20 protein-coding genes are annotated in these 24,148 nt (G+C 71.4%); 8 read left to right on the top strand and 12 right to left on the bottom strand.

Going from position 1 to position 24,148, the window contains the following annotated elements:
• Window positions 1-38: 38 nt before the first annotated feature.
• The 3 genes from C6W10_RS21585 to C6W10_RS21575 form a co-directional block, all read right to left on the bottom strand.
• Window positions 39-527 (bottom strand): MarR family transcriptional regulator, encoded by a 489-nt coding sequence (locus tag C6W10_RS21585; RefSeq protein ID WP_234361374.1) that lies wholly within the window; start codon window positions 525-527, stop codon window positions 39-41.
• A gap of 8 nt (window positions 528-535) precedes the next feature.
• Complete coding sequence (locus tag C6W10_RS21580) at window positions 536-1,783, bottom strand: NAD(P)/FAD-dependent oxidoreductase (RefSeq protein WP_107259981.1); 1,248 nt, start codon at window positions 1,781-1,783, stop codon at window positions 536-538.
• Window positions 1,784-2,087: 304 nt separating this feature from the next.
• Window positions 2,088-2,801, bottom strand: coding sequence for a sulfotransferase domain-containing protein (locus tag C6W10_RS21575; RefSeq protein ID WP_107259979.1), 714 nt, complete (start codon window positions 2,799-2,801; stop codon window positions 2,088-2,090).
• A gap of 290 nt (window positions 2,802-3,091) precedes the next feature.
• On the opposite strand from C6W10_RS21575, the gene C6W10_RS21570 reads away from it, so the two are divergent.
• Window positions 3,092-4,573, top strand: a complete 1,482-nt coding sequence (locus C6W10_RS21570; protein WP_107259978.1) for a gluconokinase — start codon at window positions 3,092-3,094, stop codon at window positions 4,571-4,573.
• Between the two features lie 103 nt (window positions 4,574-4,676).
• Here C6W10_RS21570 and C6W10_RS21565 read toward each other — a convergent pair whose 3' ends face one another.
• Entirely contained in the window at window positions 4,677-5,705 is a 1,029-nt protein-coding gene (locus C6W10_RS21565; RefSeq protein WP_107259976.1) for a squalene cyclase, read from the bottom strand.
• Between the two features lie 102 nt (window positions 5,706-5,807).
• A complete protein-coding gene (locus C6W10_RS21560) occupies window positions 5,808-7,091 on the bottom strand; it encodes a cellulose binding domain-containing protein (RefSeq protein ID WP_234361373.1) in 1,284 nt (427 codons plus the stop codon).
• Window positions 7,092-7,766: 675 nt separating this feature from the next.
• On the opposite strand from C6W10_RS21560, the gene C6W10_RS21555 reads away from it, so the two are divergent.
• Window positions 7,767-9,137 carry a PHB depolymerase family esterase gene (locus C6W10_RS21555; protein ID WP_107259974.1) on the top strand — a complete coding sequence of 457 codons (1,371 nt, stop codon included), beginning with the start codon at window positions 7,767-7,769 and terminating at the stop codon, window positions 9,135-9,137.
• A 33-nt stretch (window positions 9,138-9,170) separates the two neighbouring features.
• Here the strand turns inward: C6W10_RS21555 and C6W10_RS21550 are convergent, their stop codons facing one another.
• The 7 genes from C6W10_RS21550 to C6W10_RS21525 all read right to left on the bottom strand — a co-directional run bounded on the left by C6W10_RS21550 (window position 9,171) and on the right by C6W10_RS21525 (window position 15,271).
• Complete coding sequence (locus C6W10_RS21550) at window positions 9,171-9,965, bottom strand: MaoC/PaaZ C-terminal domain-containing protein (protein ID WP_107259972.1); 795 nt, start codon at window positions 9,963-9,965, stop codon at window positions 9,171-9,173.
• Entirely contained in the window at window positions 9,965-11,143 is a 1,179-nt protein-coding gene (locus C6W10_RS21545; protein ID WP_107259970.1) for a thiolase family protein, read from the bottom strand. The genes C6W10_RS21550 and C6W10_RS21545 overlap by 1 nt, the downstream gene beginning before the upstream one ends.
• A gap of 45 nt (window positions 11,144-11,188) precedes the next feature.
• The gene (locus C6W10_RS39755) at window positions 11,189-11,467 is read right to left on the bottom strand and encodes an SDR family oxidoreductase (protein ID WP_199853716.1); all 279 of its coding nucleotides are present in this window, start codon (window positions 11,465-11,467) and stop codon (window positions 11,189-11,191) included.
• Window positions 11,464-12,015, bottom strand: a complete 552-nt coding sequence (locus tag C6W10_RS21540; RefSeq protein ID WP_199853715.1) for an SDR family NAD(P)-dependent oxidoreductase — start codon at window positions 12,013-12,015, stop codon at window positions 11,464-11,466. The genes C6W10_RS39755 and C6W10_RS21540 overlap by 4 nt, the downstream gene beginning before the upstream one ends.
• A gap of 147 nt (window positions 12,016-12,162) precedes the next feature.
• Window positions 12,163-13,779, bottom strand: coding sequence for a long-chain-fatty-acid--CoA ligase (locus C6W10_RS21535; RefSeq protein ID WP_159104699.1), 1,617 nt, complete (start codon window positions 13,777-13,779; stop codon window positions 12,163-12,165).
• A gap of 24 nt (window positions 13,780-13,803) precedes the next feature.
• Window positions 13,804-14,214, bottom strand: coding sequence for a thioesterase family protein (locus tag C6W10_RS21530; RefSeq protein ID WP_107259966.1), 411 nt, complete (start codon window positions 14,212-14,214; stop codon window positions 13,804-13,806).
• 142 nt (window positions 14,215-14,356) lie between these two features.
• Window positions 14,357-15,271 (bottom strand): PaaX family transcriptional regulator C-terminal domain-containing protein, encoded by a 915-nt coding sequence (locus C6W10_RS21525; RefSeq protein ID WP_199853175.1) that lies wholly within the window; start codon window positions 15,269-15,271, stop codon window positions 14,357-14,359.
• A 242-nt stretch (window positions 15,272-15,513) separates the two neighbouring features.
• Here C6W10_RS21525 and C6W10_RS21520 point away from each other — a divergent pair, with 242 nt between their 5' ends.
• The 6 genes from C6W10_RS21520 to C6W10_RS39500 all read left to right on the top strand — a co-directional run bounded on the left by C6W10_RS21520 (window position 15,514) and on the right by C6W10_RS39500 (window position 24,121).
• Window positions 15,514-16,704: an ABC transporter substrate-binding protein gene (locus C6W10_RS21520; protein ID WP_107259964.1), complete on the top strand. Its 1,191-nt coding sequence runs from the start codon at window positions 15,514-15,516 to the stop codon at window positions 16,702-16,704.
• Window positions 16,701-17,474: an ABC transporter ATP-binding protein gene (locus C6W10_RS21515; protein ID WP_234361372.1), complete on the top strand. Its 774-nt coding sequence runs from the start codon at window positions 16,701-16,703 to the stop codon at window positions 17,472-17,474. Before C6W10_RS21520 ends, C6W10_RS21515 begins: the two co-directional genes overlap by 4 nt.
• Window positions 17,471-18,127, top strand: coding sequence for an ABC transporter ATP-binding protein (locus tag C6W10_RS21510; protein ID WP_107259962.1), 657 nt, complete (start codon window positions 17,471-17,473; stop codon window positions 18,125-18,127). Before C6W10_RS21515 ends, C6W10_RS21510 begins: the two co-directional genes overlap by 4 nt.
• Entirely contained in the window at window positions 18,124-18,984 is an 861-nt protein-coding gene (locus C6W10_RS21505) for a branched-chain amino acid ABC transporter permease (protein WP_107259960.1), read from the top strand. The genes C6W10_RS21510 and C6W10_RS21505 overlap by 4 nt, the downstream gene beginning before the upstream one ends.
• Entirely contained in the window at window positions 18,984-19,952 is a 969-nt protein-coding gene (locus C6W10_RS21500) for a branched-chain amino acid ABC transporter permease (protein ID WP_107259958.1), read from the top strand. Before C6W10_RS21505 ends, C6W10_RS21500 begins: the two co-directional genes overlap by 1 nt.
• A gap of 446 nt (window positions 19,953-20,398) precedes the next feature.
• Window positions 20,399-24,121 carry a carbohydrate-binding protein gene (locus C6W10_RS39500; RefSeq protein WP_159104698.1) on the top strand — a complete coding sequence of 1,241 codons (3,723 nt, stop codon included), beginning with the start codon at window positions 20,399-20,401 and terminating at the stop codon, window positions 24,119-24,121.
• Window positions 24,122-24,148: the final 27 nt, after the last annotated feature.

Genomic DNA, 24,148 nt, shown 5'->3' with positions numbered 1-24,148 from the left:
TCGTCCAGTTCGCTGTCCGCTCCGCATCCGACGGCGCCTCAGGCAGACCGCTGCGCGGTGTCGCCGCTGCGGAGGCGGTCCAACTCGGCGAGGTACATCGCCTGCATTCGGTCGTAGTGCCGGACCAGCAGTGTGATCTCCTCGACGCTGTAGCCCTCGATGAGCTGTTCCGCCCGCTCGGCGAACCGCTCGTAGGGTCGCTCCAACTCGGCGATCCGCTCCGGCCGCAGGGTGACGATCACCCGCCGCCGGTCCGCCGGATCGCGCTCGGTCGTCACGTAGCCGGCCTGCTGGAGCCGGCGGAGCATGCTGGTCACCGCCCCGGTGGTGAGGTTGGTCCGCTCGGCGACCTGGCCTGCGGTGGCGGATCCGACGTCCGCCAGGAAGTCCAGGGACTCCAGGTCGCTCACGGTGAGACCCAGCCGGTCCGCGATGGCGTACCGGAACACCATGGACAGCCGCGAGGTCTCCCGCCCGGCACGCATGAGGTCGGCGATCGCGGACGCCCGGCCTGGCTCGTGGGACATGCCAGCAATCATGCCTCCGGTACGGTGACCCGGTGCAGCCGAGGTAGTACGCGGGTCAGCAACCAGTGCGGTGCGGCCGCGTCCCCGGTGAGGCGGCGCATCAGCCCGGCGGCGGTGTCGACGGCGCGGAAGGCGTAGGGCACCATCTCGTCCTGGTAGCCGGCGATCGCCTCCTCCACCGGCGTGCCGCTCGCCCGGGCCTTGACGAGCCTGCGGCCGAGCAGGACGGCGTCGCGGAGCGCGGTGTTGCCGCCGTGCGCGCCGAACGGCGGCATGACGTGCACCGCGTCGCCCATCATCGTCGCCCGGGGCACCGCCCACTGTCGCGGGCGCCGGCCGGTGGCGAAGAGGTTGAGTACCGTGGCGTCCAGCTCGGCCGTGTCGACCAGCCGCCGGATGAGCGGGTGGAAGTCCATGCTCAGCCGGGCGGCCAGCTCCCGCAGCGCCAGCAGGTTCCCGCGGACGCCGACGGGCACCTCCTGCTGCCGGAGCAGCAGCCCCCACATGACGTAGTCGTCGCCGGTGGGCGCATAGCTGCCCGGCGCCAGGCGCGCGAACGCCTCCCGCGGCCTTTCGCCGAACCGCATGGAGGTGAAGAAGAAGGCGCGGCCCGGCCGGTCGGCGATGGCCAGGACCCCACTGGTACGCAGTGCGTCCGGGATGACGCTCTCGCCGTTGCGCCGCAGCGGCGACCGGCCGTAGACGCCTGCCATTGGGGTGTTCGCCGGACCTGCGCCCGGTATGAGCTGCTCGCGCAGTGCCGAGCCGACGCCGTCCGCGCCCACGACGACGTTCGCCGCGACGGCCCTGCCGTCGGTGAACCGCAGCCGCAGCCCGGCCGGGCCGCCGCTCTCCACCGCGACGGCGGCCTTGCCGTAGTGGATGCGTCCGTTCAGCCCGGACATCAGGATCGACCGCAGGGTCAGCCGGTCGACCTGGCGGGTCGCGTGCGGCTCGTCCTTGAAGGTGATGGTGAATGCGTCCCGCAGCCGGCTGTCGGTGAAGCGCAGGTGCCCGCCGGGCTCGTCGCCGGTGACCAGCGCCAGGCGGTACAGCGGACGGGGCAGGCTCTCGCGCAGCGCCCTCAGCCCGTACCGGTCGAGAATGATCCGGTAGCCCTGCTGCCGGACGAAGGGTCCGGGGTCCCGCTCGTAGACGTGCACGTCGATGCCGGCGCGCATCAGGTACTGGGCGAGGCAGAGGCCGGAGAGGCCGGCGCCGGCGATTGCCACCGAGAAGTCAGTCGATATACCCATGCGGTTATCTTAATGACTAAGATAATTTGGGCAAGCCCGCCAGCGTGCCACGGTCCGCCAAGCCGCCCCGCCGGCCACCTCGGACCGATCCGCCGGCCTGGTCAGGTGCGGGCCGGCCCCTGGCCCCACCCACGCAGTAACGACATCGCATCCACCGGGTCATCGGTGAACTGAAGGCTCACCGACACCGAGGTCGGTCACGAGGCGCGACTGCCCCGGCGTGGGAGCGCGCCGTGGGCAGCAGGCGCGGATCAGGTGCGCGACCCGGCACGGCCCTGGTGCGGGGATCTCAGCCCTGCCTCGGTCACGGCCCGTCGGCGCGCCCCGCCGCGTAGCCATAGCCGAGTAGCGCCATCGCTGTGACGTTGGCCGGACGAGACCAGAACAGGTCGTGCAGGTCGCCCGGCAATTCGTCGCGGTAGGTGCCGATCTGGCCGCGTCGGAAGAACCTCGGACCGACCTGGTGCAGCGCGGCGAAGGACGGGGCATCGCCACCCGCGCGCGGCGGCAAGGAGACCGCGAGTCTCGCCAGGGTCCGTCGCAACGACTCCGAGGGTTCGCTCACCAGATCCTCGAACCGCAGGACCACCCGCTGTTGCGCCGACGGCCGTAGCCAGCTCAACACGTTGTTGCCCCAGCTGCCGGTTCCCCGTGGCGCCTCCCGTCTGATCATCTGCTCAAGCTCCACCCGGAAGCTGCGGCCAGGCTTCTCGGACTCGAGGCGCGCCCACGAGACGAGCGCATCACGGCCGTCACGGACGAGGCAAACCGCTCTGTCGGACTCGTCCACGTCGTCGTCGCGCTGACGGTGAGTCTTGACGAAATGAAGCTCGGCTGACTCCCGCATGGCGTCGAGAGAATCCTGACGCCTGCGGAACCCCACCATGTCAGGCCCGAGCCGCTCCGCGACACCGTCGATGTCGTAGACCGCCGACGTCCGCACCCCGTACAGCCGGTGCAGCAGAATACGCAGGAACGTGTTCCCCGACCGTGGATACGAAGCCAGCCAGACGAGCATTTCGGCAGGCTAGCCGAGCCCTGGGACCAGCAGTGCTCGGGCCGGCTCATGCTGCCGGGTGCTGCCAGAACATCCGCGTCCTCCACCAGTACGCAGCCCGGCGAGCCGCGATTCGTGGCAGATCCGGCCAGACCTGACACCCGATTCCCGTCGCCGCCTGCTCGAAGCGTTCCCCGGACCCTGGCTTGTGGCGGCGGGCAGGTCGTGCCCTGACCCGGTCACGTTGAGCGCCCACGGCCAGGGTTGGTTAGGCTCGCCGGAGACCCGTGCCGCCAGTGACGAGGACCGCGATGACCCAGACCGACGACGACGTCGCACTCGGCTCGGCGGTGGACCCGCTGGTCCTCGCGCTGGACGTCGGGTCCACCGCCACCCGTGGCGGTGTGCAGGACGCGTCGGGCCGGCGGGTTCACGGCCTCCAGCACAAGGTGCCGCACGCCTTCACGGTCGCGCCGGATGGTACCTCGGTCATCGACCCCGATCAGGTGGCCGCAGAGGTGGAGCAGGTCCTCGACGCGGTAACGGGGGACCGGCAACTGGGGACCCGGATCGCCGGCGTCGCGATGGACACCTTCGCCGCCTCGCTGATCGCGGTCGACGCGGCCGGACGCGCGCTCACCCCGTGCCTGACCTACGCCGACTCCCGCAGCGCCGATGCGGTCACGGCGCTGCGGGAGGTGCTCGACGAGCGGGCAGTGCAGCAGCGCACCGGCACCCGCCTGCACCCGAGCTACCACGCCCCGCGCCTGCGCTGGCTCGCGGCGGCGCAGCCGCGCGTCGTCGACGAGGCCGCGGGCTGGTGGTCCCTGGGCGAGTACGTCCTGGCTCGGCTGGTCGGGTACCCGCTTGCCGGAACGTCCACGGTGGCCTGGACCGGCCTGCTCGACCGTCGCACCGGCGAGTTCGACGCCGAACTGCTCGCTGCCGCGGGCATCGGCCCCGAGCAGCTTTCTTCGCCGCGTGACATGACCGAGCCGGCATCTTCGGCGGCCCCGGCCCGTTGGCCCGCCCTGGCTCGGGCGGCGTGGTTTCCCGTCGTCACCGACGGCTTCGCCAGCAACGTCGGGTCCGGGGCGACCGACGCCACGGTGCTCACCGCGTCGACAGCCACCAGTGGTGCGCTGCGGGTGCTGCTCGACGGCCCTGCCGACCCCCTGCCGTTCGGGTTGTGGAACTACCGGGTCGACGCGGGACGCACCCTGCTCGGCGGGGCGATCAACGATGTCGGTCGTGCCGTGAGTTGGGCGCAGAGCACGTTGCGCCTCAGCCCGGCGCTCGCGGCCGCCCTCACCGCACCGCCGAGCGACGCCACGCCGCTGGTGCTGCCGTACCTCACCGGTGAACGCGCGCCGGGCTGGGTCGGCGGCGCGCGTGCCGTGCTCGGCGGGGTCTCGGCGGCCACGGACGCGGACGCCCTGTTCCGCGGGATCGTCGAGGGCGTGGCCATCACCTACGCGCGGGTCGCCGACGAACTGCACCCGGCCGCTCCGGGGGTGTCGGAAGTCGCGGCGGCGGGCCGGGTCAGCAACGACCACCCGGAGTGGCTCCAGATCCTCGCGGACGTACTCGGCCGACCCGTCACGCACGTGACCCGGCGGCGCGCCACGCAGCGTGGCACGGCGCTGCTCGCGCTCGACGTGCTGGCACCCGACGTTCCGCGCGCGCCCCGGGCCACCGGGGCGACATACGAGCCCCGCCCCGCGCACGTCGCGCATTACGCGGAACGGCGGGCGCGGTTCGCCGAGGCGTACGACGCGCTCGTGCGCGGCTGAGTGACCGGGTGGACGGTTCCTCGCCCCGGATCGGAGCCACGTCGTCCTGGGCGCTTCCCGCCCGAGACGTGACAGGCGACATCCACTGATCAGACCGGCGGCGTCAGGCTGGCTCCGTCTTCGCCTTCCGGACGGGATCCAGCTCGGCCGGGCCGGGGCTGGCGGGCCCGAGGTCGTCCCACCACCCGAGCACTCTGGTCGCGAAGAAGGTCAGCCACTTCGACGGCTGGCCCGCCGGGACGTCGACCTCGAACCACACCTGGCCCGGATGCCGCCGTTCCTGCAGCCACGTGCCGTCGGGCTGCCGGGCGGCACGGATCCGCGCGATCCCGTCCGCCATGCGCTCGTCCGGGACGGTGCCGTCGTGGAGCGCCGCGGCGCGGAAGTAGTCCGCAGCGTTCAGCACGCTGTAGAACCAGCGGAACGGGTACGCCAGGTGCAGCGCCCAGGGGCCGACCGGCTCGCCCGTCGAGAGCCGGCGGTACAGCCCGCGCGTGAGCAGGTATTCCTCGCCGCTGCGTCGCGCGTCACGCACCCGCTCCCTGTCGCCCGTCACCCGCTCGTAGTCGAGTAGCCCCTTCAGGACGTTCAGGGTGGAGTGGAACGAGGATCTCGTCGCGCCGTTCACCCACTCGCAGTTCCATCCGCCGTCCGCCAGCCGGTGGGCGAGGAACCAGTCGACGAGGCCGTCGACGTCGGCACCGAGCCAGAGCCCGTTGGACAGCGTCCACGAGTTGATGCAGCAGTCCACCTCACCGCCCCAGTAGGGCAGGTTGTCGTACTCCCAACGACTGTTCGCCGCGAGCCGCGGCGCCGTGTCGGCGAGCGCACCCGCGTCGAGCCCCCACTCCCGCAGCGAGTTCAACGTCCACGTGGTCGCTGTCCATGGCTGAGCGCCCTGCTGCGCCTCCGGGCCGTCGAAGTCGAAGCCGCCGGGGAAGAACGCCCCGCCCGCCCACTGCCCGTCGGGGTCCTGGAGGGCGAGCAGTCGCGCGCCGAATCCGTGGGTCGCGACTCTCGCCCTGGTGGCGGTCCACACCTCCTCGGGCAGACGGAGGAGGTCCCGCTCGACCTGCCAGCGCAGGGCCGGGTCGGAATCGACCAGCCAGGCGGTGAGGGTGCTGCCAGCCATGCGGGGAGGATAGCGCTCGCCGCTTCCTCGGCTCTGCGGCGGATGGCATGGCTCGGGGGTGGAGCCGGGTCGAGGCTCCACCCCCCGGGCTTTCGGCGATGGTCAGGCGAGGGCGCAGGCCGCGCCGTTGAGGGTGAACGAGGTCGGCCTGGCCGTGTTGCCGGTGTGGGTGGCCTGGAAGCCGAAGGTGACCGACGCGTCGCGGGCGATGGTGGCGTTGTAGGAGGCGTTCCTGGCCGTCACCTGGCCGGAGGCCGGCGAGTAGCTGGCGTTCCAGCTGGAGGTGATGGTCTGGCCGCTCGGCAGGGTGAAGACCAGGGACCAGCCGTTGACCGGGGTCGTACCGGTGTTGGTGATGGTGATGCTTTCGGTCAGGCCCGTGCTCCACGCGTTCACGGTGCTGCTGACCCGGCAGCCGCCGGTGGAGGGCGACGGTGTGGTGGGTCCCGGCGTCGGAGCGGTCGGCCCCGGTGTCGGTGTGCTCGGTCCCGGCGTCGGCGTGCTCTGGAACTGTGTGAAGAACTCCCACGTCTCCTGGGGGAGCCAGGCGGTGTTGGAGCCGGCGTCCTGCGGTGTGGGGGTGTGGCCGCCGTCGAACGCGTACCAGGCGACCGGGTGCCCGGCCGAGCAGCCGGAGTAGTGGTACTCGGTGTGCCTCCCGCTGCCCTGCGCCGGTTCGGGCGGACTCGCCGCCGTGCAGCCGTTGTTCCTGACGAACCTGTCGCGCATCGCTCGTCCGCCGGAGATGCTGAGCACGTTGTCACTGAGCCCGTGTGCCTGAAGGTACGCGATGGGCTGGTTCCCGCCGTTGCACCCGCTGATCACGCCACCCGCGTAGATCGCGACCGCCCGGAAGACGTCGGCCCGGGCACAGGCCAGTGCGTAGCTCATCCCGCCGCCGTAGCTGAATCCCAGGGAGAACAGCTGTGCGGTGTCGACGCAGAGCGCGTTTCCGATCGTGTGGATCATGTTGTCGGTGAAGGTCACGTCCTCGCCGCCGGAGTTGGCCCAGCCGTTGTTGAGGCCCTCCGGGGCGACGAAGATGGTGCTGTTGTTCGACAGCGGCAGCAGTCCGTAGTAGCTCTGGCTGACGACGGAGTTGGCGTTGCCGCCCAACCAGTGGAATCCGAACACCAGCCGGTAGGGGCGGCTGTTGTCGTAGTTGTCGGGGATTCTCAGGACGAAGCTGCGGGTCTTCCCACCGCTCTGTATCGAATGTGTGCCGCTGGTCAGCGTCGGTGCCCGACCGCATCCGGCGGTGGCGGCGAGGACGCCGGCGCTGGTGTCCGACCCGGCTACCCCCGCCGCTCGGGGCGCGGCGGCACCCGACGGCATCGCGGTCGCCACCAGCAGCGCGACGCCTGCGGCGGCCGCGACCCCCGACACCGACAGGATCGTCGCGCGACCTCGGCGAACTGCTCTCCCAAACACATTTCCTCCTCCGGTTGCACTCTCACCGCGGCCGCGCCCGGGTACGTCGACTGACCGTGGCCAGCGCGGCCGTGCGCCGGCACCGGTCGCTGCGGCCGGGTGGTCACGAGCGGACCGGTCGGTCCCGGTGAGCGCCCGTTGCGGCGAGGAAGCCCGGGCCGCCGGCAGGTGACCTCCAACGGCCGCCTCTCGCGCGACGGGGTCGGCCTGCACCGACCCCGTCGCCCCACCTCACTCCGCGTCCACATGAGTGACTATCGTCAATATAGGAGTCACTGTGACGTCCGTCAATGGATGTGTTCAGCGTTGGGGTACGGGACGGTCGAGGCCGGGGTGCGCCCGCTGGCCCGCGTGAGCCCGGCGCGGCGGTTCGACCTTCCGGATCAGGAGTAAACGTCCGCATTCCCGGAGGCCCTGCCCTCCTCTGGTGACGTGTCTCGGGGTACCCGAGTCCGTCCCGGGCGGCGTCTGTCGGGTGAGCGGGTCGGGTGTCCGGGCGGTCACGGTGCGGCGAGATTTCCGGGTGCCGGGGCCGGTCGCCCTGCTCAGAGCGGTCATCGGGAACCGTCGCGCGCCACTCTAAGACATTTTATTGACGACCGTCATTCAAGTTGCTAGCTTGCTGCAATGATGTCTATCAATGAAAGGATCAGGCGTCGAGTCCGGGTGACGCTCGTCGCGTTGGCTTCCACGGCGCTCGCGGCGACCGCCGGGATCATGCTCGCCCCACCGGCCCAGGCGGCCTCCCTGGTCGAGGTGACCAGCTTCGGTGACAACCCGGGCGGCATGCGGATGCACGTCTACGTCCCGGACTCCCGTCCCGCCAACCCGGCGATCGTGGTGGCGATGCACGGCTGCGGCGGCTCGGGTCCGGGCTTCTACTCCGGCAGCGAGTTCGCCTCCCAGGCCGACCGGTACGGGTTCATCGTGATCTACCCGACCGCGACCCAGCAGGCGGGCTTCGGCAACTGCTTCGACGTCTGGTCGGCGGCGTCCAAGCGCCGGGGCGGCGGCAGTGACCCGGTGTCGATCATGTCGATGGTGACGTACGTCCAACGGCAGTACGCCGGTGACCCGAACCGGGTCTACGCGACGGGCAGTTCCTCCGGCGGCATGATGACCAACGCCATGCTCGCGCTCTATCCGGACGTCTTCAAGGCGGGCGCGGCGTTCATGGGGGTGCCGTTCAACTGCTTCGCCAACGCCGCCGACTTCCCGCCACAGAACAGCCAGTGCGTCAACGGGCGGATGGACCGGACACCCCAGCAGTGGGGTGACGCCGTCCGCCAGGCGTACCCCGGCTACAGCGGCACCCGCCCGCGCATCCAGCTGTGGCACGGCACCAACGACACCCTGGTGCCGTTCCAACTGCTCCAGGAGGCGGTCGACCAGTGGACCAACGTGCACGGGCTGAGCCTCACCCCGACCTCCACGGACACGCCGCAGCCGAACTGGAACCGGCGGCGCTGGACCAGTGGCGGCGTCACGCTGATCGAGGCGATCAGCGTCAACGGTGCCGGCCACAGCCTGCCGATGAGCGGGATGGCGCAGGCGGCGGTGCAGTTCTTCGGTCTCGCCGGTGGAACGCCGACCCCGAACCCGACCACCGGTACGCCCACCACCTCGCCGAGCGTGCCGCCGACGACCACCCCACCGCCGTCCACGACCACCCCGCCGCCGTCGGCGGGTGCCTGCCGGGTCGGCTACACGGCCAACAGCTGGACCGGCGGCTTCACCGCCAGCGTGACGGTCACCAACACCTCGACCACCGCCGTCAACGGCTGGACCGTGCAGTGGAGCTGGCCGGGCAACCAGCAGGTGACGAACGCCTGGAACGCCACGGTCAACCAGTCCGGCGCGCAGGTGACCGCCCGCAACGTCTCGTACAACGCCGCGATCGGGGTCGCGGCCAGCGTCACGTTCGGCGTCCAGGGCAGCTACAGCGGGGCGAACCAGGCGCCGAGCCAGTTCACCCTGAACGGCGCGGTGTGCAGTCAATGACGACGTACCGGGCGTCGACGGCAACGCCCGAGGTCAGATGACCGGTCGGGTGAGTTCGGCCAGGCCGGCGCCGAGCACCACGGCGCCGGCCCGGTCCACGCTCTCGAACCGGTGTCCGGCACCGTCGGCCCAGACCCGGGTGGTGAGGGTGTCGCCGGGTGCGATCGGTCGGGTGAAGCGGCAGCTCAGCCGCGCCGGCTCGGCCCCGTCGGCGAGCACGGTGTGGCTGGCCACGGCGAGACTGGCCAGACCGTGCACGATGACGCCGGGCAGCCCGGCGGCGCGGGCGAACTCCTCGTCGAGGTGGATCGGGTTGCGGTCGCCGGAGGCGTCGGCGTAGCGACGGGGCAGGTCGAGCGGCAGGGGTGCGGTCCCGGTACGCAGCGGCGGGCCGTCGGGCGCGTCGGCCGGCAGGGCGGGGGAGGGGGTGCCCAGCCGCAGGTCGGTCGGGATGCCCCGGTAGAACTCGGTGACGTACTGCTCGTTCAGGAGCGCGCCGTCGGCGTCGTACGTCCGGACTCCGATGGTGGCGACGGTGCCGCTGCGCTTGCCGTGCAGCCCGAGCACGGCGGCGCGGACGGTGACCGTCTCGCCGACCGGCAGCCGGCGGTGGAAGAAGATGTCCTGCTGGCCGTGCACGACCCTGGCGCGCAGCTCGGCCGGGGCGGCGGTACCGGCGACGGCGAAGACCAGCTCCATGGCGGGGACCACGGCGTAGACCGGGGAGGGCCCGCCGACGGCGTCGGCGTAGCCGGCCACGCCGGGCGGGGTGACGTCGAACCGGCGCGGCTCGCTCCAGCGGCCGACGACGGACCCGTCGAACGACATCAGTCGGTCACCTCCAGCACCAGGGCGGCGGCGGTGTCACCGGCCGCGCATCCGGTGAAAAGGCCGCGTCCACCGCCCCGGGCGTGCAGCGCGGCGACGAGTTCGGCGATCGCACGCAGGCCGGTCGGCCCCTGCGGGTGCCCGTAGACCAGGCTGCAACCGTACGGATTCATCCGGTCCAGCGCGAAGCCGGTCTGCCGGGCGAAGTAGAGGTCGTTGACGGCGAACGGGTTGTGCGTGGTCACCACGTCGATGCCGGTGATGTCGAGGTTGGCGTCGGCGAGCGCGGCGCGGGCCGCCGGCAGTGGCGCCCGGGGCATCCGGGCCCGGTCGGTGCGGGCGAAGCCGATCGCGAGCACCCGGGCGACGCCCGTACCGCCGCCGAGTTCGCGGGCCCGGTCGACCGTGCTGAGCACCGCCGCGGCGGTACCGTCGCCGGGATGGGTCTGCGACCCGTACGTCACGACGCCGTCCGGCCGGACCGGGGAGAGCGCGGCGAGCCCGTCGGCCGTGGTGTCGTGCACGCCGTGGTCGTCGTCGACCACCACGTTCCCGTGCCGGCCGGGCACGTGCACCTCCACCAGGTGGCCGGGGCGCAGGTCGGCGGCCGACCGGTACTGCTCGTGGCGCAGCAGCGTGACGGCGTCGATCTCGGCACGGGAGTAGCCCTCCTCGGCGGCCACGTGCTCGGCGGTGTCGAGCATGGACTGGCCGGTGTTCGGGTCGTGCCGCATCGGGTCGAGTACCCAGTGCTCGGTCCGTGGCGCGGCGCCCGGGCTGCGCTGTGCCGACCAGACCAGCAGCGGGCCGTTGCTGGTGCGGTCGGCCGCCAGCGCGAGTACGGTGCGGTGGGCACCGAGCTCGACCTGTACGGCGGCGGCCTGCACCACCGCCACCGAGGTGGCGCAGGCCTGGGCGATGGCCGGACCGGTGACGGTGTCGAGCCCGAGCCGTGGGGTGATGGTGGTGGCGCCGTAGAAGGAGGCCGGCTGCGGCACGGTGCTGCCGAAGGCGACCTGACCGATCTCGGAGGCTGGCATCCCGCCCCTGGTCAGCGCCCGGGCGGTCACGTCGACCGCGAGGTCCACGCTGGACATCTCGGCGAGTGGGCCCTGCCAGCGACAGAACGGCGAGGACCAGACCAGGTTGACCGGGATCGCCACGTCGGAGAGCCGCATCACCGGCTCCCGGCGAGGTCGGCGGGGTGCCTGGCGGAGCGCATCTCAGCTCATCCCTTCGGCCTGCCCACCGGCGACGGTGAGCACCTGGCCGTGGACGAAGTTCGACCACGGCGAGCAGAGCAGGAAGATGCCGCCGGCAGCCTCCGCCGGGGTGGCGGGCCGGCCCAGTGGGATGCGCGCCGCGGCCCGTTCCCGGACGGCGCCGGGGATGCCCAGCGGGATCCGGTGCTCACCATGGTCGAAGGTGCCGGCCTCGGTGGCGTCGGCGGTCAGCCGGGTCTGCACGAAGCCGAACGCCACCGCGTTGACGTTGATTTTCAACGGGCCCACTCCTTGGCGAGCGTCCTGGTGAGACCGGTCAGGGCGGCCTTTGCGGCGGCGTAGTTGGCCTGGCCGACGTTGCCCATCGTGCCGGCGATCGAGGTCACGTTGACCACCTTGCGGAAGATCTCGCGGCCCTCGGCGGCGTCGCGCTTGGCGGCCTCACGCAGCACCGGGGCGGCGGCGCGGAGCAGCCGGAACGGCGCCGTGAGGTGGATGTCGAGCATGGCGGTCAGCTGCTCGTCGGTCATCCTGTGGAAGATGCCGTCCCAGGTGTAGCCGGCATTGTTGACCACGATGTCGAGCCGCCCGTACTCGTCGACAGCGCGGGCGACGACCTCGGCCGGCGCCGCCGGCACGGTCAGATCGGCGGCGACCGCGACCCCGCGACCGCCGAGCGATCCGACGGTACGCGCGAGGGCCTCGCCGTCCAGGTCGGCGCAGACCACCCGGGCACCGTGCCCGGCGAGCAGTTCGGCCGTCGCCCTGCCGATCCCGCGCGCCGCTCCGGTGACCACCGCGACCCGCTCCGCCAACAATTCACTCATGCCGGCACTCCGCTTCGCTCCGTGCCGCCATGAGGCACGGTCGCACTGAGCTGGCTGATTCGCTCGCTCCGCTCGCTCATGCCGGCACTCCGCTTCGCTCCGTGCCGCCATGAGGCACGACCGCACCGAGCTGGCTGATTCGCTCGCTCACGGCTGTCCTTCCGTTGTCGAGGCCAGCTCGGCCGCCAACTCGTCCTGCCAGGTCCGGCGGGCCGCCACCTTGTCGAACTTGCCGGTCGCCGTCGTCGGCAGCGCGTCGACGAACCGGACGATGTCGGGCAGCCACCAGCTCGCCACCCGGGGCCGCAGGTGCACGGCGAGCGCTTCGGCGGAGACCTCGGCGCAGGCGACGACGAGCGCGGCGGGGCGTTCGCCCCAGATCGGATGCGGTACGGCGATCACCATGGCCTGGGCCACCGCCGGGTGGTCCATGAGGTGGTTCTCCAGCTCGATCGAGCTGATCCACTCGCCGCCCGACTTGATCAGATCCTTGGCGCGGTCGAGCAGGTGGAGGTAGCCGTCGCCGTCGACGGTGCCGAGATCGCCGGTGCGTAGCCAGCCGTCCCGGAACCGGGCGGTGTTGGCGTCGTCCTCCGGCCGGTGGTACGACTCGGTGACCCACGGTCCGCGTACCTCGATCTCACCGGCGGACCGTCCGTCGTGCGGCAGTACCACGCCGTCCGGGTCGACCACCCGCAGCTCCACCCCGGCGGTCGGCACCCCCTGGGTGGCGTGCAGTGCCTGCCGACACTGTTCCGGCTGTTCCTCCAGATGCCGGCGGACCATGGTCAGGTTGCCGGACGGCGACATCTCGGTCATGCCCCAGCCCTGTCGCATGGCGACGCCGCGCCGCTGGTAGCGCTGGATCAGCTCCAGCGGCACCGCCGAGCCGCCACAGAGGATCCGGTCCAGGCTGGCCAACTCCTCCGGCTCCGGCGCGAGCTGGTCGACGGCGAGCCAGAAGGTCGGCACCCCGGCCGCGACGGTCACCCGCTCGTCCCGGACGAGGCGTACGACGGTGGCCGGGCTGGTGTCCGAGCCGGCGAGGACCAGACCGGCCCCGGCCAGCGCCGCCGAGTACGGCATGCCCCAGGAGAGGGCGTGGAAGAGCGGGGTCAGCGGGAGTACGACGTCGCGTTCCCGGATCGCGAACGAGTCGACGAAGAGGCCGCTCATCGCGTGCAGGGTCAGCGAGCGGTGCGAGTAGACGACACCCTTCGGGCGGCCGGTGGTGCCACTGGTGTAGCAGAGGCACGCCGCGCTCCACTCGTCCACCTCCGCCGGCTCGTCCTCCGGCGCGCTCGCCAGGAGCTGCTCGTAGTCGGTCGCGTCGGCGAAGTCCGGGTGTGTCGCGCCGCCGTCCGGCAGCACGACGTAGTGCCGTACCCCGGAGAGCCGGCGCCGGATCGGCGCGAACTGGCCGGTCAGGGAGGCGGTCACGAAGATCGTCCGGTCCTCGGCGTGCGCGGCGATCGCCGCCACCTGATCCGGGTGCAGCCGGGTGTTCAGCGGTTGCAGTACCGCGCCGGCCAGTGGCACGCCGTAGCACAGCTCCAGGTGCGGCAGCCCGTTGCAGGCGTACGTGCCGACCCGGTCGCCCGGGCGGACACCGAGCGCGGCCAGCGCGTTGGCCAGCCGGCGTGCCCGACCGGCCAGCTCGGGCCAGCCGTACTCCGTCCGGCCGGCCTCGGTGTATCCGACCAGCCGGGCGTGCGGGCCCATCGCGGCGGCTCGGCGCAGCATCATCCCGACGGAGAGCGGCATCGAGCCCATGGTGCTCCGCACGCGTCAGCCCTCCGCCGAGCCGGTCCCGGTCAGCAGCGCGCGGAGCCGGTCCGGCCACGGACTGCTCTGGCCCGTCTCGGCGTCGATCCAGACCACGGTCAGCGTTCCCCGGGCCAGCGTCGTGTCGTCCCGGGCGACCGTGAAGGCGTAGCGCAGCGAGGCGCGCCCGACGTGCTCCACCGCGAGGGTGGTCTCGGCGATCTCGCCGAAGTGCAGGGCCGCCAGGTAGTCGACGGTGAGGTTCACCCGGGGCATCCAGCGGGCGTCCGCCGCCGTGACGCCGAGCTGGTCCTGTAGCTCCTTCTCGGCACTCTCCACGAACCGCAGCACCACCCCGTAGTGCCACCGGTCCGCCGGGTCGGTGTCCGACCACTCCAGGCGACGGCGCACGACGATCGACGCTGGCTCGGCCATCCCGGTCTCCCCGCTGCTCCTGTAGCTGGTGTCGTCCGGTGCATAAACGTGGGCCCGAGCCGGCCGGGCCGTCGGAGCGGCCGAGGCGTCCTCGGGTCTGGACCGAGTCTGACTATCTACGTGCCTAGCGTCAAGACTAGTGTCACATATCGCCCGCCTGGCTGGTGTGGGTACGCACCAGCGCGGCGAGGTTGGGATCGTGCCCGGCGACCACCTGGACCACGCGTTGTTCGGCCAGGCCGGTCAGGCCGTCGTACAGTTCGACGAAGAGCGCCCGGGCCGCTGCCCGGGGCCAGCGCGCCGGCAGCAGTTCGGTCGGCAACTCCGGGTCGAGGCTCGGCATGGTGCGCCAGTCGTCCATCAGCGCGGTCCGCGCGACGAGGGCCTCGGCGGTGCCGATCCGGCCGGTGCGCCACCGTCGCCGGACCGGCTCGTACGCGGCGAGGATCCGCTCGTACTCGGCGCGCAGCGCGGAGAGGTCCCAGGCGTGGATCGGATGGCCGCCGGTCGGCCCGCCGTCGGCCAGTTCCGCCGTGAAGACGGTGGCCCGGTCGATGTCGAGTTCGGCCAGGATCGTCGTCACCTCGGTGACCCGTTCGTGCGGCGAGACCCAGAGCCCGTCGTAGAGCGGAGCGAAGCCGTGCCAGCCCAGTCGGGTACGCAGGGCGTGCCGCCGGGACCTGTCGTCCTCGGGTACCGAGAAGGCGGCCACGGTCCACCGGCCGGTCCACGGTGTCCGCCCGGTGCCGAAGGACAGGATGTGGCCCCGCCCCTCGGCGAGCACCCCGGCGGCCCGCTCGCTGAGGGCGTACGAGGTGCGCCGGCCGGACTTCGACTGCTCCAGCAGCCCGCGCCGGGCCAGCCGACTCAGCGCGGCCCGAGCGCTCACCTCGGTGATGCCGAACTCGCCGAGCAGTGCGACCAGGGCCGCGGAGGGGAGCGGGGCGCGCTGGCCGTACCAGTAGTCGCCGAGCAACGTCAGCAGCAGGTGTTGCGGGCTGCCGCCGGCCTGCACCCGGGGCAGGTCGGCCGCGGGCGACGCGGACTGCATCGACATGCCGCCGACTTTACAGATTCCGGGTCGTCCGACAGCCGCTCGACCCTCCTCGACCGGCGCCGAGTGCCCGGCGGGCCGGTTCCTGTGCTGCTCGCCGTCGGCTGCCGGGACACCCCGGACCCCCGGTTGCGGTGCGGGAGGCGCCGTCTCGGCACGAGAACGTTAGGCATGAATGTTGACCGGCGTGCGATAGATGTCTAGCGTCTCCGTGACAGGGCTTTCCCTCGCGGTGGGAGGCAACCGTGCGACGTACCGCCGTATCCGCCGTCGCGCTCGTCGTGGCGGTCGCCACGGCCGGCTGCGGCGGCGAACCGTCCACCGGAGACGGTGCCGGCCCGATCAGGGTCGGCCAGATCGTCTCCCTGACCGGCAACTACGCACCACTCGGCACCGAGAACGAAAAGTCCGTGGCGCTCGCGGTCGAGCAGATCAACGCGGCCGGCGGGGTGCTCGGCCGCACGGTGGAGCTGATCGTCCGCGACGACAAGAGCCAGCCCGACCAGTCGGTGCTGGCCTTCAACGACCTGCGCGGCCGCGACGTCGCCGCCGTGATCGGCTCGCCCTTCTCCAACTCCGCCCTGGCCACCATCCCGCTGGTCGACCGGGAGAAGGTCCCGTACATCTCGCTCACCCCGGCCGACGAGCAGGTCGACCCGGTGCACCCGTACGTCTTCGTCGTGCCGGCCACCTCGGCGACCTATGCGGACCGGATCCTGCAATACCTCAAGGCGCAGGACATCACCAGGATCGCCGTCGCGTACGACGGTCGCAGCTCATACGCCAAGGCCGGCTTCGACGGTACCCGGGAGAAGGCGCCCGGCCACGGCGTCACCCTCACCGCCACCCCGGAGTTCCAGACCACCACCACCGAGTTCTCGGCCGTCTTCAACCAGGTCCGCTCCTCGGGGGCGCAGGCACTCGTCGTCTGGGCCACCGGCGCCCCCGGGGTGGCCCTGGCCAAGCAGTACGCCACCGCCGGGCTCGACGTGCCGGTGGTCTTCACCGGGGCGCAGGCCAGCAGGCTCTGGCTGGATCCGGTCGGCCCGGCCGCCGAGGGTGCGCTGGTGGCCAGCTCGATCGGCGTGGTCGGCGACACCCTCCCGGACGGCGCGCAGAAGCAGGCGATCGACGAGTTGGCCGGTGCGTTCCGGGCCAAGCACGGGTACCCGCCACCGCAGTTCGCCCAGGACGGCTACAGCGGGGTACGGCTGCTCGTCGCCGCGATCGAGAAGGCCGGCGGCACCGACCGGGCGAAGATCCGGGACGCCCTGGAGGGGTTGACGGTGACCACCCCGAACGGCACCTACACCTACAGCGCCACCGACCACGCCGGCCTCAGGGCCGACTACATCTCCGTCAACACCGTGCGGGGCGGCGCGTTCGTCCCCACCGACTGGGCCCGGGAGCAACTCGCCGTGGTGGCGGGCAGGTGACCGAGCCGCTGCTGCGGGTCGCCGGTGTCTCGCACGCCTTCGGCGGCGTGTACGCGGTGCGGGAGGTCGACATCGACGTCGCGCACGGGGAACTGCGTGCCGTCATCGGGCCGAACGGCGCCGGCAAGTCCACCCTGTTCAACCTGGTCGGCGGCCAGTTGGCGGTGCGTACCGGCGCGATCGTGCTCGCCGGTACCCGGGTGGACCGGCTGCCGGCCCACCGTCGGGCCCGGCTCGGCATCGGGGTCGTCTTCCAGGGCGCCCGGATCTTCCGCGGCATGACGGCGCTGGAGAACGCGATGGTCGGCGCGCACGCCGTCACCGGCGGGGGCTTCGCCGGTGCGGTGTTCCGGCTGCCGGGGCACCGCCGGGAGGAGCGGGAGATCCGGCAGAGCGCCCGGGAGGCGTTGGCCCGGGTCGGCCTCGCCGGCTGGGCCGACCGGCCGGCGGAGTCGCTGCCGCTGGGGCAGCAGCGCGCGCTCCAGGTGGCCCGCGCGCTCTGCGGCCGACCCCGGCTGCTCCTGCTCGACGAGCCCGCGGCTGGACTGCGCGCGGCCGAGCGGGACGCACTGGCCCGACTCTTCGAGGAGCTGAAGGCGAGCGGCCTGACGATGGTGGTCATCGAGCACGATGTCGCCTTCGTGAACCGGCTGGCCGACCGGGTCACCGTACTCGACCTCGGCCGGGTGATCGCCGAGGGCACCCCCGCCGAGGTTCGGGCCGATCCGGCGGTCGTCGCCGCGTACCTCGGGACAGGGGTGCCCGGGTGATCGACGTCGTCGACCTCACCGTCCGGTACGGCGTCGCGGTCGCGCTGCACGAGGTCAGCCTCACCGTGGCGGCCGGGGAGATGGTGGCGCTGATCGGTCCCAACGGGGCGGGAAAGTCGACACTGGTCGACACGCTCTCCGGAATTCGGCGGCCGGCCGGCGGCACGGTGACGATCTCCGGCCGGCTGGCCCACGTACCGGAGGGGCGGCAGGTCTTTCCCGACCTGACCGTCGACGACAACCTCCGGCTCGGCGGCTGGCGGATCCGCAACCGCGACACCGGCCCGATCTACCAGATCCTGCCCGGCCTGGCCCCGTTGCGTCGCCGCCGCGCCGGTCAGCTCTCCGGCGGGGAACAGCAGATGGTGGCGGTCGGTCGGGCGCTGATGGCCCGGCCGGACGTGCTGGCGGTCGACGAGCTCTCCCTCGGCCTCGCCCCGCTCGTCGTCGCCGACCTGGTGCGGCACCTGCGGGAGCTGAACGCCGAACAGGGTCTCGCCGTGCTCCTCATCGAACAGAACGCCCGACTCGCCCTCGACCTGTGCAGCCGGGGGTACGTGCTGGAGGCGGGGCGGGTCGTCGTCGCCGGGACCGCGGCGGAACTGGCCGCCGACCCACGGGTCGCCGACGCCTATCTGGGAGTCGCCGGGTGACGGAGTTCCTCCAGTACCTGATCACCGGCGTCGGCGGCGGCTGCGCGTTCGCGCTCGTCGGCAGCGGCCTCGTCGTCGTACACCGGGTCACCCGGGTGGTCAACTTCGCCCAGGGCTCGTTCGCGGTGATCGCCGCGCTGACCGCGTCGACCCTGCTGGCCAGCGGGCTGCCGCACGGCCTGGCCGAGCTCTCCGCCGTGGCGGTCAGTGCCGGTGCCGGGCTGCTCGTCGGGCTGGTCGCGATCGGCAGGCCGGGTACCCCACCCGGCGCGTCACTGATCATCACGCTCGGGCTGGCCGTCTTCGCGTACGCGGTCGAGGTGTTGATCTGGGGTGACCAGCCCCGGTCGTTCGCCGGGGTGCCCGGGGCGGTCGAGTTCGCCGGCGTCCGCTTCCAGGCGCATTACCTGCTGATCATCGGCGCGACGGCCGTCGTCTTCGCCGGCACGGCCGCGCTGTTCGCCCGCACCGACATCGGCCGCGCGCTGTCGGCGTGCGCCTCCAACCCGTACGCCGCGAAGGTCGTCGGGATCGACGTCGTCCGAATGGGGCTGCTCGCCTTCGGCATCGGCGGTGCGCTCGGCGGGCTCGCCGGAGTGCTCGTCACGCCGATCCAGCTCGTCACCTTCGACTACGACGTCACGCTGATCGTCGGTGGCTTCGCCGCCGCCGTCTTCGGCGGGTTGATGCGGCCGCTGCACACCCTCGTCGGTGGGGTGCTGCTGGGCGTGGCGCAGTCCTTCGTCGCCGGTTACGGCAACGCCGCGTACCAGATGGAGGTGGCGCTGGTGCTGCTGCTCGCCGTGATGCTGCGGCAGGCCGTGCGGACGCCGGTGGCCGAGCAGGAGCCGGCCTGATGGCCCGGCGGGGGCCGGCGGTGGCGGTGGCGGCGGCGACGCTCGCCCTGCCGCCGCTGCTCTCCGGCAGCCACCTCACCGTCTACGTCCTGCTCGGCCTCGCCGTGATGGTCACCGTCGGGCTGTCGCTGCTGATGGGGTACGCCGGTCAGATCTCCCTCGGGCAGGCGTCCTTCTACGCGATCGGTGCCTACACGGCGGGCCTGCTCAGCGTGCACAGCCTGCCGCCGGTGCTCGGCCTGCTCGCCGCGCCGCTGGTCTCCGCCGGGTTCGCGGTCGTCGTGGGGGTGCCGCTGTTGCGGCTGCGGGGTCACCATCTCGCCTTCGCCACCCTCGCCATGCAACTGATCCTGCTCTCCCTGGTCGCCCGGGCGGACTGGGCGGGCGGTGCCATCGGCTTACAGAGCATCCCACGGCTCTCGGTCGGCGGCTACGAGTTCGCCGACGACCTCTCCTACGCCTACCTGGTCTGGGCCGCCGTCGCGCTCACCCTGCTGGTGGCCCGCAACATCGTCGCCTCCCGCCCCGGCCGTGGCCTGCACGCGCTGGCCAGCAGCGAGACCGCCGCGGCGGCCTGCGGGGTGCCGGTGGGGCGCTACCGGCTCACCGTCTTCGCGCTCTCCGCCGCGTTCGCCGGCCTGGCCGGCGGCATCTACGCCTTCTATCTCGGCTATCTGGCGCCGGGCTCGTTCCCGGTGCTGCTCTCCATCGAGTACGTGGTGATGGCCGTCGTCGGCGGGCTCGGCACCCTGTGGGGTGCTCTCGTCGGCACGACCGTGATCATCCTGCTCGTCCAGCTGCTCAACACGCTCGGCACCCAGCCCGGGATGCCCGGCTACGCGCCGAGCGTGCTCTCCTACGCCGTCTACGCGATCCTGCTCGTGCTGGTGGTGATGTTCCTGCCGCGCGGCATCGTGCCGGCGGTACGCGACCGGTCGGCCCGGAGGGCGTCGAGCGGCACCGGGTAGCCGGGCGGCGGCTCAGGTGTCGCGACGTCGGAGGCGCGGAGTCGAGGGTGGTCGACTACTCCGGCCCAAACAAAGGTAGGCGCACCCGGGAACGATATCCCTCGTCGGATGAGGGCGTGGGAGTGCATCGAAAGATTCGACTTTATTGAAACTTTCGGAGAAGCCTTCGCTTTGGTGAAGGTCGGGGTGCGCGGATCGTCAGGCTGCTCGGCGGCGCAGGTGACGTGCGGGTCGCGAGTGGAGATGGATCTTGCGCGACGGGGCGGTAGGCGGCAGGATGCTGGGAAAGCGCTTGCCCAACGGCGGGCGATGCGAGATGGAGAACAAAAGTGCGAAAAACACTGCGTACCCTCGTACCCTTGCCACTGACGCTGGTTCTGAGTCTGTCCCTGTCCGGCTTCGGTTCTCCGGCTGCGAGCGCTGCCCCCGCGTCCAGCCTTCGCCCGATGGAGTATCTGACCCGCGGCCTGGTCGCCGCCCAGACCCCGGACGGCATATTGCTGAGTTGGCGTTTCCTGGGCAACGAACCCGACGGCATCTCCTGGAACGTCTACCGCAAGGACGGCGACGCCGACTTCGCGAAGATCACCACGATCGCGCCCAGGGACGTTGCGCCCGAGAGCAACTACGAGACCAACCCCGGCATCGTCAAGGAAGACGTCACCCCATCCAACTACACCGACCCGGACGGTGCGCTCGGCTCCGTCTACGAGGTCGCTCCGGTGATCAACGGCGTCGAGGGCGAGCGGCAGGGCATGAGCGTGCCCATGCTCTCCGCCCTGGCCGGCCAGGCTGGCCAAGCGGGCCGGGGCGCGGCGACCTACATCCCGCTCAAGCCCGCGCCGGCTCCCGTGCCGCTCGCCCACTTCACCTACCGCAACCAGCGGTTCGGCCCGGGTACCAACCTGAACGCGGCCAACATGGTCATCCCGGGTACCGAGAACCAGAACTGGTACGTCGTCGACATGAACCTGCTGCGCGCGTTCCGGGTGGCGTACGACGATCAGGCGACCGTGACCCAGGAGCAGTTGGACGGTTGGGTCGCCGCGCTCAACGAGCACAACATGACCCCCAACGCGCTCGGCGTCGCCACCTACACCGCCCCTCGGCCGCTGACCAACTCTCTGGTGAACGGCAAAATCACCAAGGCGCTCTACGACGAACTGGAAGCCGAGTTCATCAAGTACGTGAAGAACCTGGATTCCGGCACGTCGCTTCCCTACGCGAAGACCAGCACCGGCGCGATACACACCTCGCAGAGCAGCCCCTACTCCACCCATGACATGACGGTGGGCGATTTCGACGGCGACGGCGAATACGAGATCGTCGTCAAGTGGCGCAGCACGCAGCAGGATCCGATGTATTCCGAGCCGATCTTCGGCGGCAGCAACACCACCACCGCACCCGAGTACATCGACGTGTACAAGCTCGACGGCACCATGCTGTTCCGGGTCGACATGGGCTACAACGTGCGGGCGGCCAACGACCACGAGACCACGCTGTTCACCGAGGACTTCGACGGTGACGGCAAGGCCGAGCTGATGCTCAAGACCGGGCTGGGCACCCGCATCGGCAACTGGGACGAGGCGTCGCAGTCCGTCGTCTACCCGAACACCCTCGGCACCGTCGTGGGCGGCGAGGACGGCCTGAAGACGACCACGGACAGGTTCCAGGAGTACTTCGCCAGCGGCAACACCGCGGCGCTGGACACCTACTGGTCGCTGCTCAACAGCTTCACCATCAGCTACCGCAGCCCGGTGGCCGGAGGCGGCAACGACGGGGTCAACGATCCGGCTCTGAAGCGGTGGATCAAGACGTACCACGTCGGCCCGATCGGCCCGGCAAAGGACGACCAGGAGTTCTTCTCGGCCTTCCGCTGGGACGCCGCCGCCGGCAAGGGCGTACTCATGGACAGCGCCAAGTATCCGCATCCCTACGAGGGGAGCGTGGACGGCGACAACTGGGCCATGACGCCGGCCACCCAGCGCGGCAACTTCTCCTACCTGGCCTACCCCGGCCCCGGCGCCGGTAGCGGGCCCGGTGACTACAAGTCGCAGATGATGGCCCCCTCGGAGGCGTACTGGCTTGAGCACCCCTGGAAGGCGGCGGTCTGGGGCGACGCGCAGGGCAACCGCGCCAACCGCTACGTCGGCGTCGTGGCCGCCCTGGACGGCAAGCACAACTATGCGGTCTCGCAGCGCGGCTACTACGTGCGGACGACGATGGCCGCCTTCCGGATCGTCGACGGCAAGGTCACCCTCCAGGCCAGCTTCGACTCGAACGACCCGCAGTACTGGTCGCTGGGCGGCACCGCCTACGACTACCAGAACCGCGGCAACCATCACACCGATTCGGGCGACCTCGACGGCGACGGCCGCGACGAGATCGTGATGAAGGCCATGGTTCTCGACCTGAGCGCCGACGGCACCAAGATCCTGCCCGAGGTGATCAACGGCGACACCATGCCCACGATCGAGGGGCAGAACGGCGTACCCCCGGTCGCCGGCAGCTTCGAGTTCGCCACCGACGCGGTCCGGAACAACCCGCAGAACACCTGGGCTCCGCTGCGGCACGGCGACCGCAACGCACTACTCCCGGTCGACAAGGACGACAGCATCCGGATGTGGTCCGGCAGCGAGGAGAACCTGCTCGACGACATCCGCACCGGGCGGCAACACGGCTGGATGCCCGGACCGGAGGCCCACGACCCGATGAAGGGCAAGCGGCGCAACGACCAGGGCCAGATCGTCCACGAGAACTCGATGGTCTTCGGCGTCTACGCGGGCACCGACGCCGAGGGCGCGGTGGCCGGCAACTTCTCCAACCGCTGGCCCGGTGCGCAGGGACACTCGCAGAACGGTGCCCGGAGCATGGTCACCGGCGAACTCCTGAACGGCAACCGCAACCTGAGCAGCGGCCAGTACGCCATCTGGTTCGGCGGTGGCCTGACGGCGATGGCCGCCAGCAACGCGACCATCAGCACGGTCGACGATCTGACCTTCGCGACCTCGCCGTATCTCGCGACCGGTCTGACGTCGACCGGCAACAAGAGCACGCCCACGCTCAAGGCCGACCTGTTGGGCGACTGGCGCGAGGAGCTGGTGCTCCGCGCGTCCGACAACCGCCTGGCCATCGTCACGACCCTGTCGCCGACGGAGTACGGCATCCGTACGCTGATGCACGACCCGATGTACCGCCTCGGGGTGGCGAACAAGAACACCGGCTACGACCAGTTCGGGTTCGCCAGCTTCTACCTCGGCGACGAGGCCGAGCTGCCCTCGATGCGGACCGACATCGCGATCCCGGCCGCGCCCGACACGACCGCTCCGACGATCACCGTCAAGCCGGAGTCGAAGGGGCGGGACGGGGTCTACCGCGAGGTCTCGTTCAAGCTCTTCGACGCCGGCAAGGTCGACCGGCTCACCCTGAACGGGGTGCCGAAGGACCTGACCGACAACACCTACTCCGACCTCAACGGGGTGCGGCCGGGTGTCTTCGGCGGCAGGGCCGGCAGCAACGAACTGAAGGTGTACGACGTGGCGGGCAACGTCACGACGCTCACCTTCGAGCTGGATGTCACGGGCCCGACGGTGACGGTGAAGGACGGCGCCACCGAGACGGTCGGTACGCCCGCCGCCGGGTACGAGCTGGTCTCGTTCAAGCTCTTCGACGCCGGCAAGGTCGACAAGCTCACCCTGAACGGGGTACCGAAGGACCTGACCGACGACACCTACTCCGACCTCAACGGGGTCAAGCCCGGTGTGTTCGGGGCGGTACCCGGGGCGAACGAGCTGCGGGTGTACGACGTGGCGGGCAACGTCACGACCGTCACCTTCACGCTGGTCGAGCCGAAGCCGGCGGTTCCGGCGTGGGACCCGAAGAAGGTGTACAACAACGGCGACCAGGTGTCCTACAACGGGGCGACCTACATCGCCCAGTGGTGGACGCAGAACGAGAAGCCGGGCAGCACCACGACGGGCGCGTGGCGGGAGCAGGGCGCTCTCGTCCCGGCGGCCGGGGCCGGTGTCCGGGCCTGGACCGCATCCTGGGTCTACACCGGCGGCGAGACGGTCGCGCACAACGGTCACACCTGGAAGGCCAGGTGGTGGAGCCGGAACCAGCAGCCGGGCGAGCCCAACGGTCCGTGGCAGGACCTGGGCAGCTACTGACAGCTGACGCCCGGGGAGGGCCGGTCC

It is taken from the genome of Plantactinospora sp. BB1, from assembly GCF_003030385.1.
Taxonomy (GTDB): Bacteria; Actinomycetota; Actinomycetes; order Mycobacteriales; family Micromonosporaceae; genus Plantactinospora.
This window is presented reverse-complemented; position numbering and strand designations above follow the sequence as displayed.

Excerpts from the sequence above, each read along its gene's own strand:
- C6W10_RS21585 (WP_234361374.1), bottom strand. The coding sequence starts at position 527 with ATGTCCCACGAGCCAGGCCGGGCGTCCGCGATCGCCGACCTCATGCGT.
- C6W10_RS21580 (WP_107259981.1), bottom strand. The coding sequence starts at position 1,783 with ATGGGTATATCGACTGACTTCTCGGTGGCAATCGCCGGCGCCGGCCTC.
- C6W10_RS21575 (WP_107259979.1), bottom strand. The coding sequence starts at position 2,801 with ATGCTCGTCTGGCTGGCTTCGTATCCACGGTCGGGGAACACGTTCCTG.
- C6W10_RS21570 (WP_107259978.1), top strand. The coding sequence starts at position 3,092 with ATGACCCAGACCGACGACGACGTCGCACTCGGCTCGGCGGTGGACCCG.
- C6W10_RS21565 (WP_107259976.1), bottom strand. The coding sequence starts at position 5,705 with ATGGCTGGCAGCACCCTCACCGCCTGGCTGGTCGATTCCGACCCGGCC.
- C6W10_RS21555 (WP_107259974.1), top strand. The coding sequence starts at position 7,767 with ATGTCTATCAATGAAAGGATCAGGCGTCGAGTCCGGGTGACGCTCGTC.
- C6W10_RS21550 (WP_107259972.1), bottom strand. The coding sequence starts at position 9,965 with ATGTCGTTCGACGGGTCCGTCGTCGGCCGCTGGAGCGAGCCGCGCCGG.
- C6W10_RS21545 (WP_107259970.1), bottom strand. The coding sequence starts at position 11,143 with ATGCGGCTCTCCGACGTGGCGATCCCGGTCAACCTGGTCTGGTCCTCG.
- C6W10_RS21540 (WP_199853715.1), bottom strand. The coding sequence starts at position 12,015 with ATGAGTGAATTGTTGGCGGAGCGGGTCGCGGTGGTCACCGGAGCGGCG.
- C6W10_RS21535 (WP_159104699.1), bottom strand. The coding sequence starts at position 13,779 with ATGCCGCTCTCCGTCGGGATGATGCTGCGCCGAGCCGCCGCGATGGGC.
- C6W10_RS21530 (WP_107259966.1), bottom strand. The coding sequence starts at position 14,214 with ATGGCCGAGCCAGCGTCGATCGTCGTGCGCCGTCGCCTGGAGTGGTCG.
- C6W10_RS21525 (WP_199853175.1), bottom strand. The coding sequence starts at position 15,271 with ATGTCGATGCAGTCCGCGTCGCCCGCGGCCGACCTGCCCCGGGTGCAG.
- C6W10_RS21500 (WP_107259958.1), top strand. The coding sequence starts at position 18,984 with ATGGCCCGGCGGGGGCCGGCGGTGGCGGTGGCGGCGGCGACGCTCGCC.
- C6W10_RS39500 (WP_159104698.1), top strand. The coding sequence starts at position 20,399 with ATGGAGTATCTGACCCGCGGCCTGGTCGCCGCCCAGACCCCGGACGGC.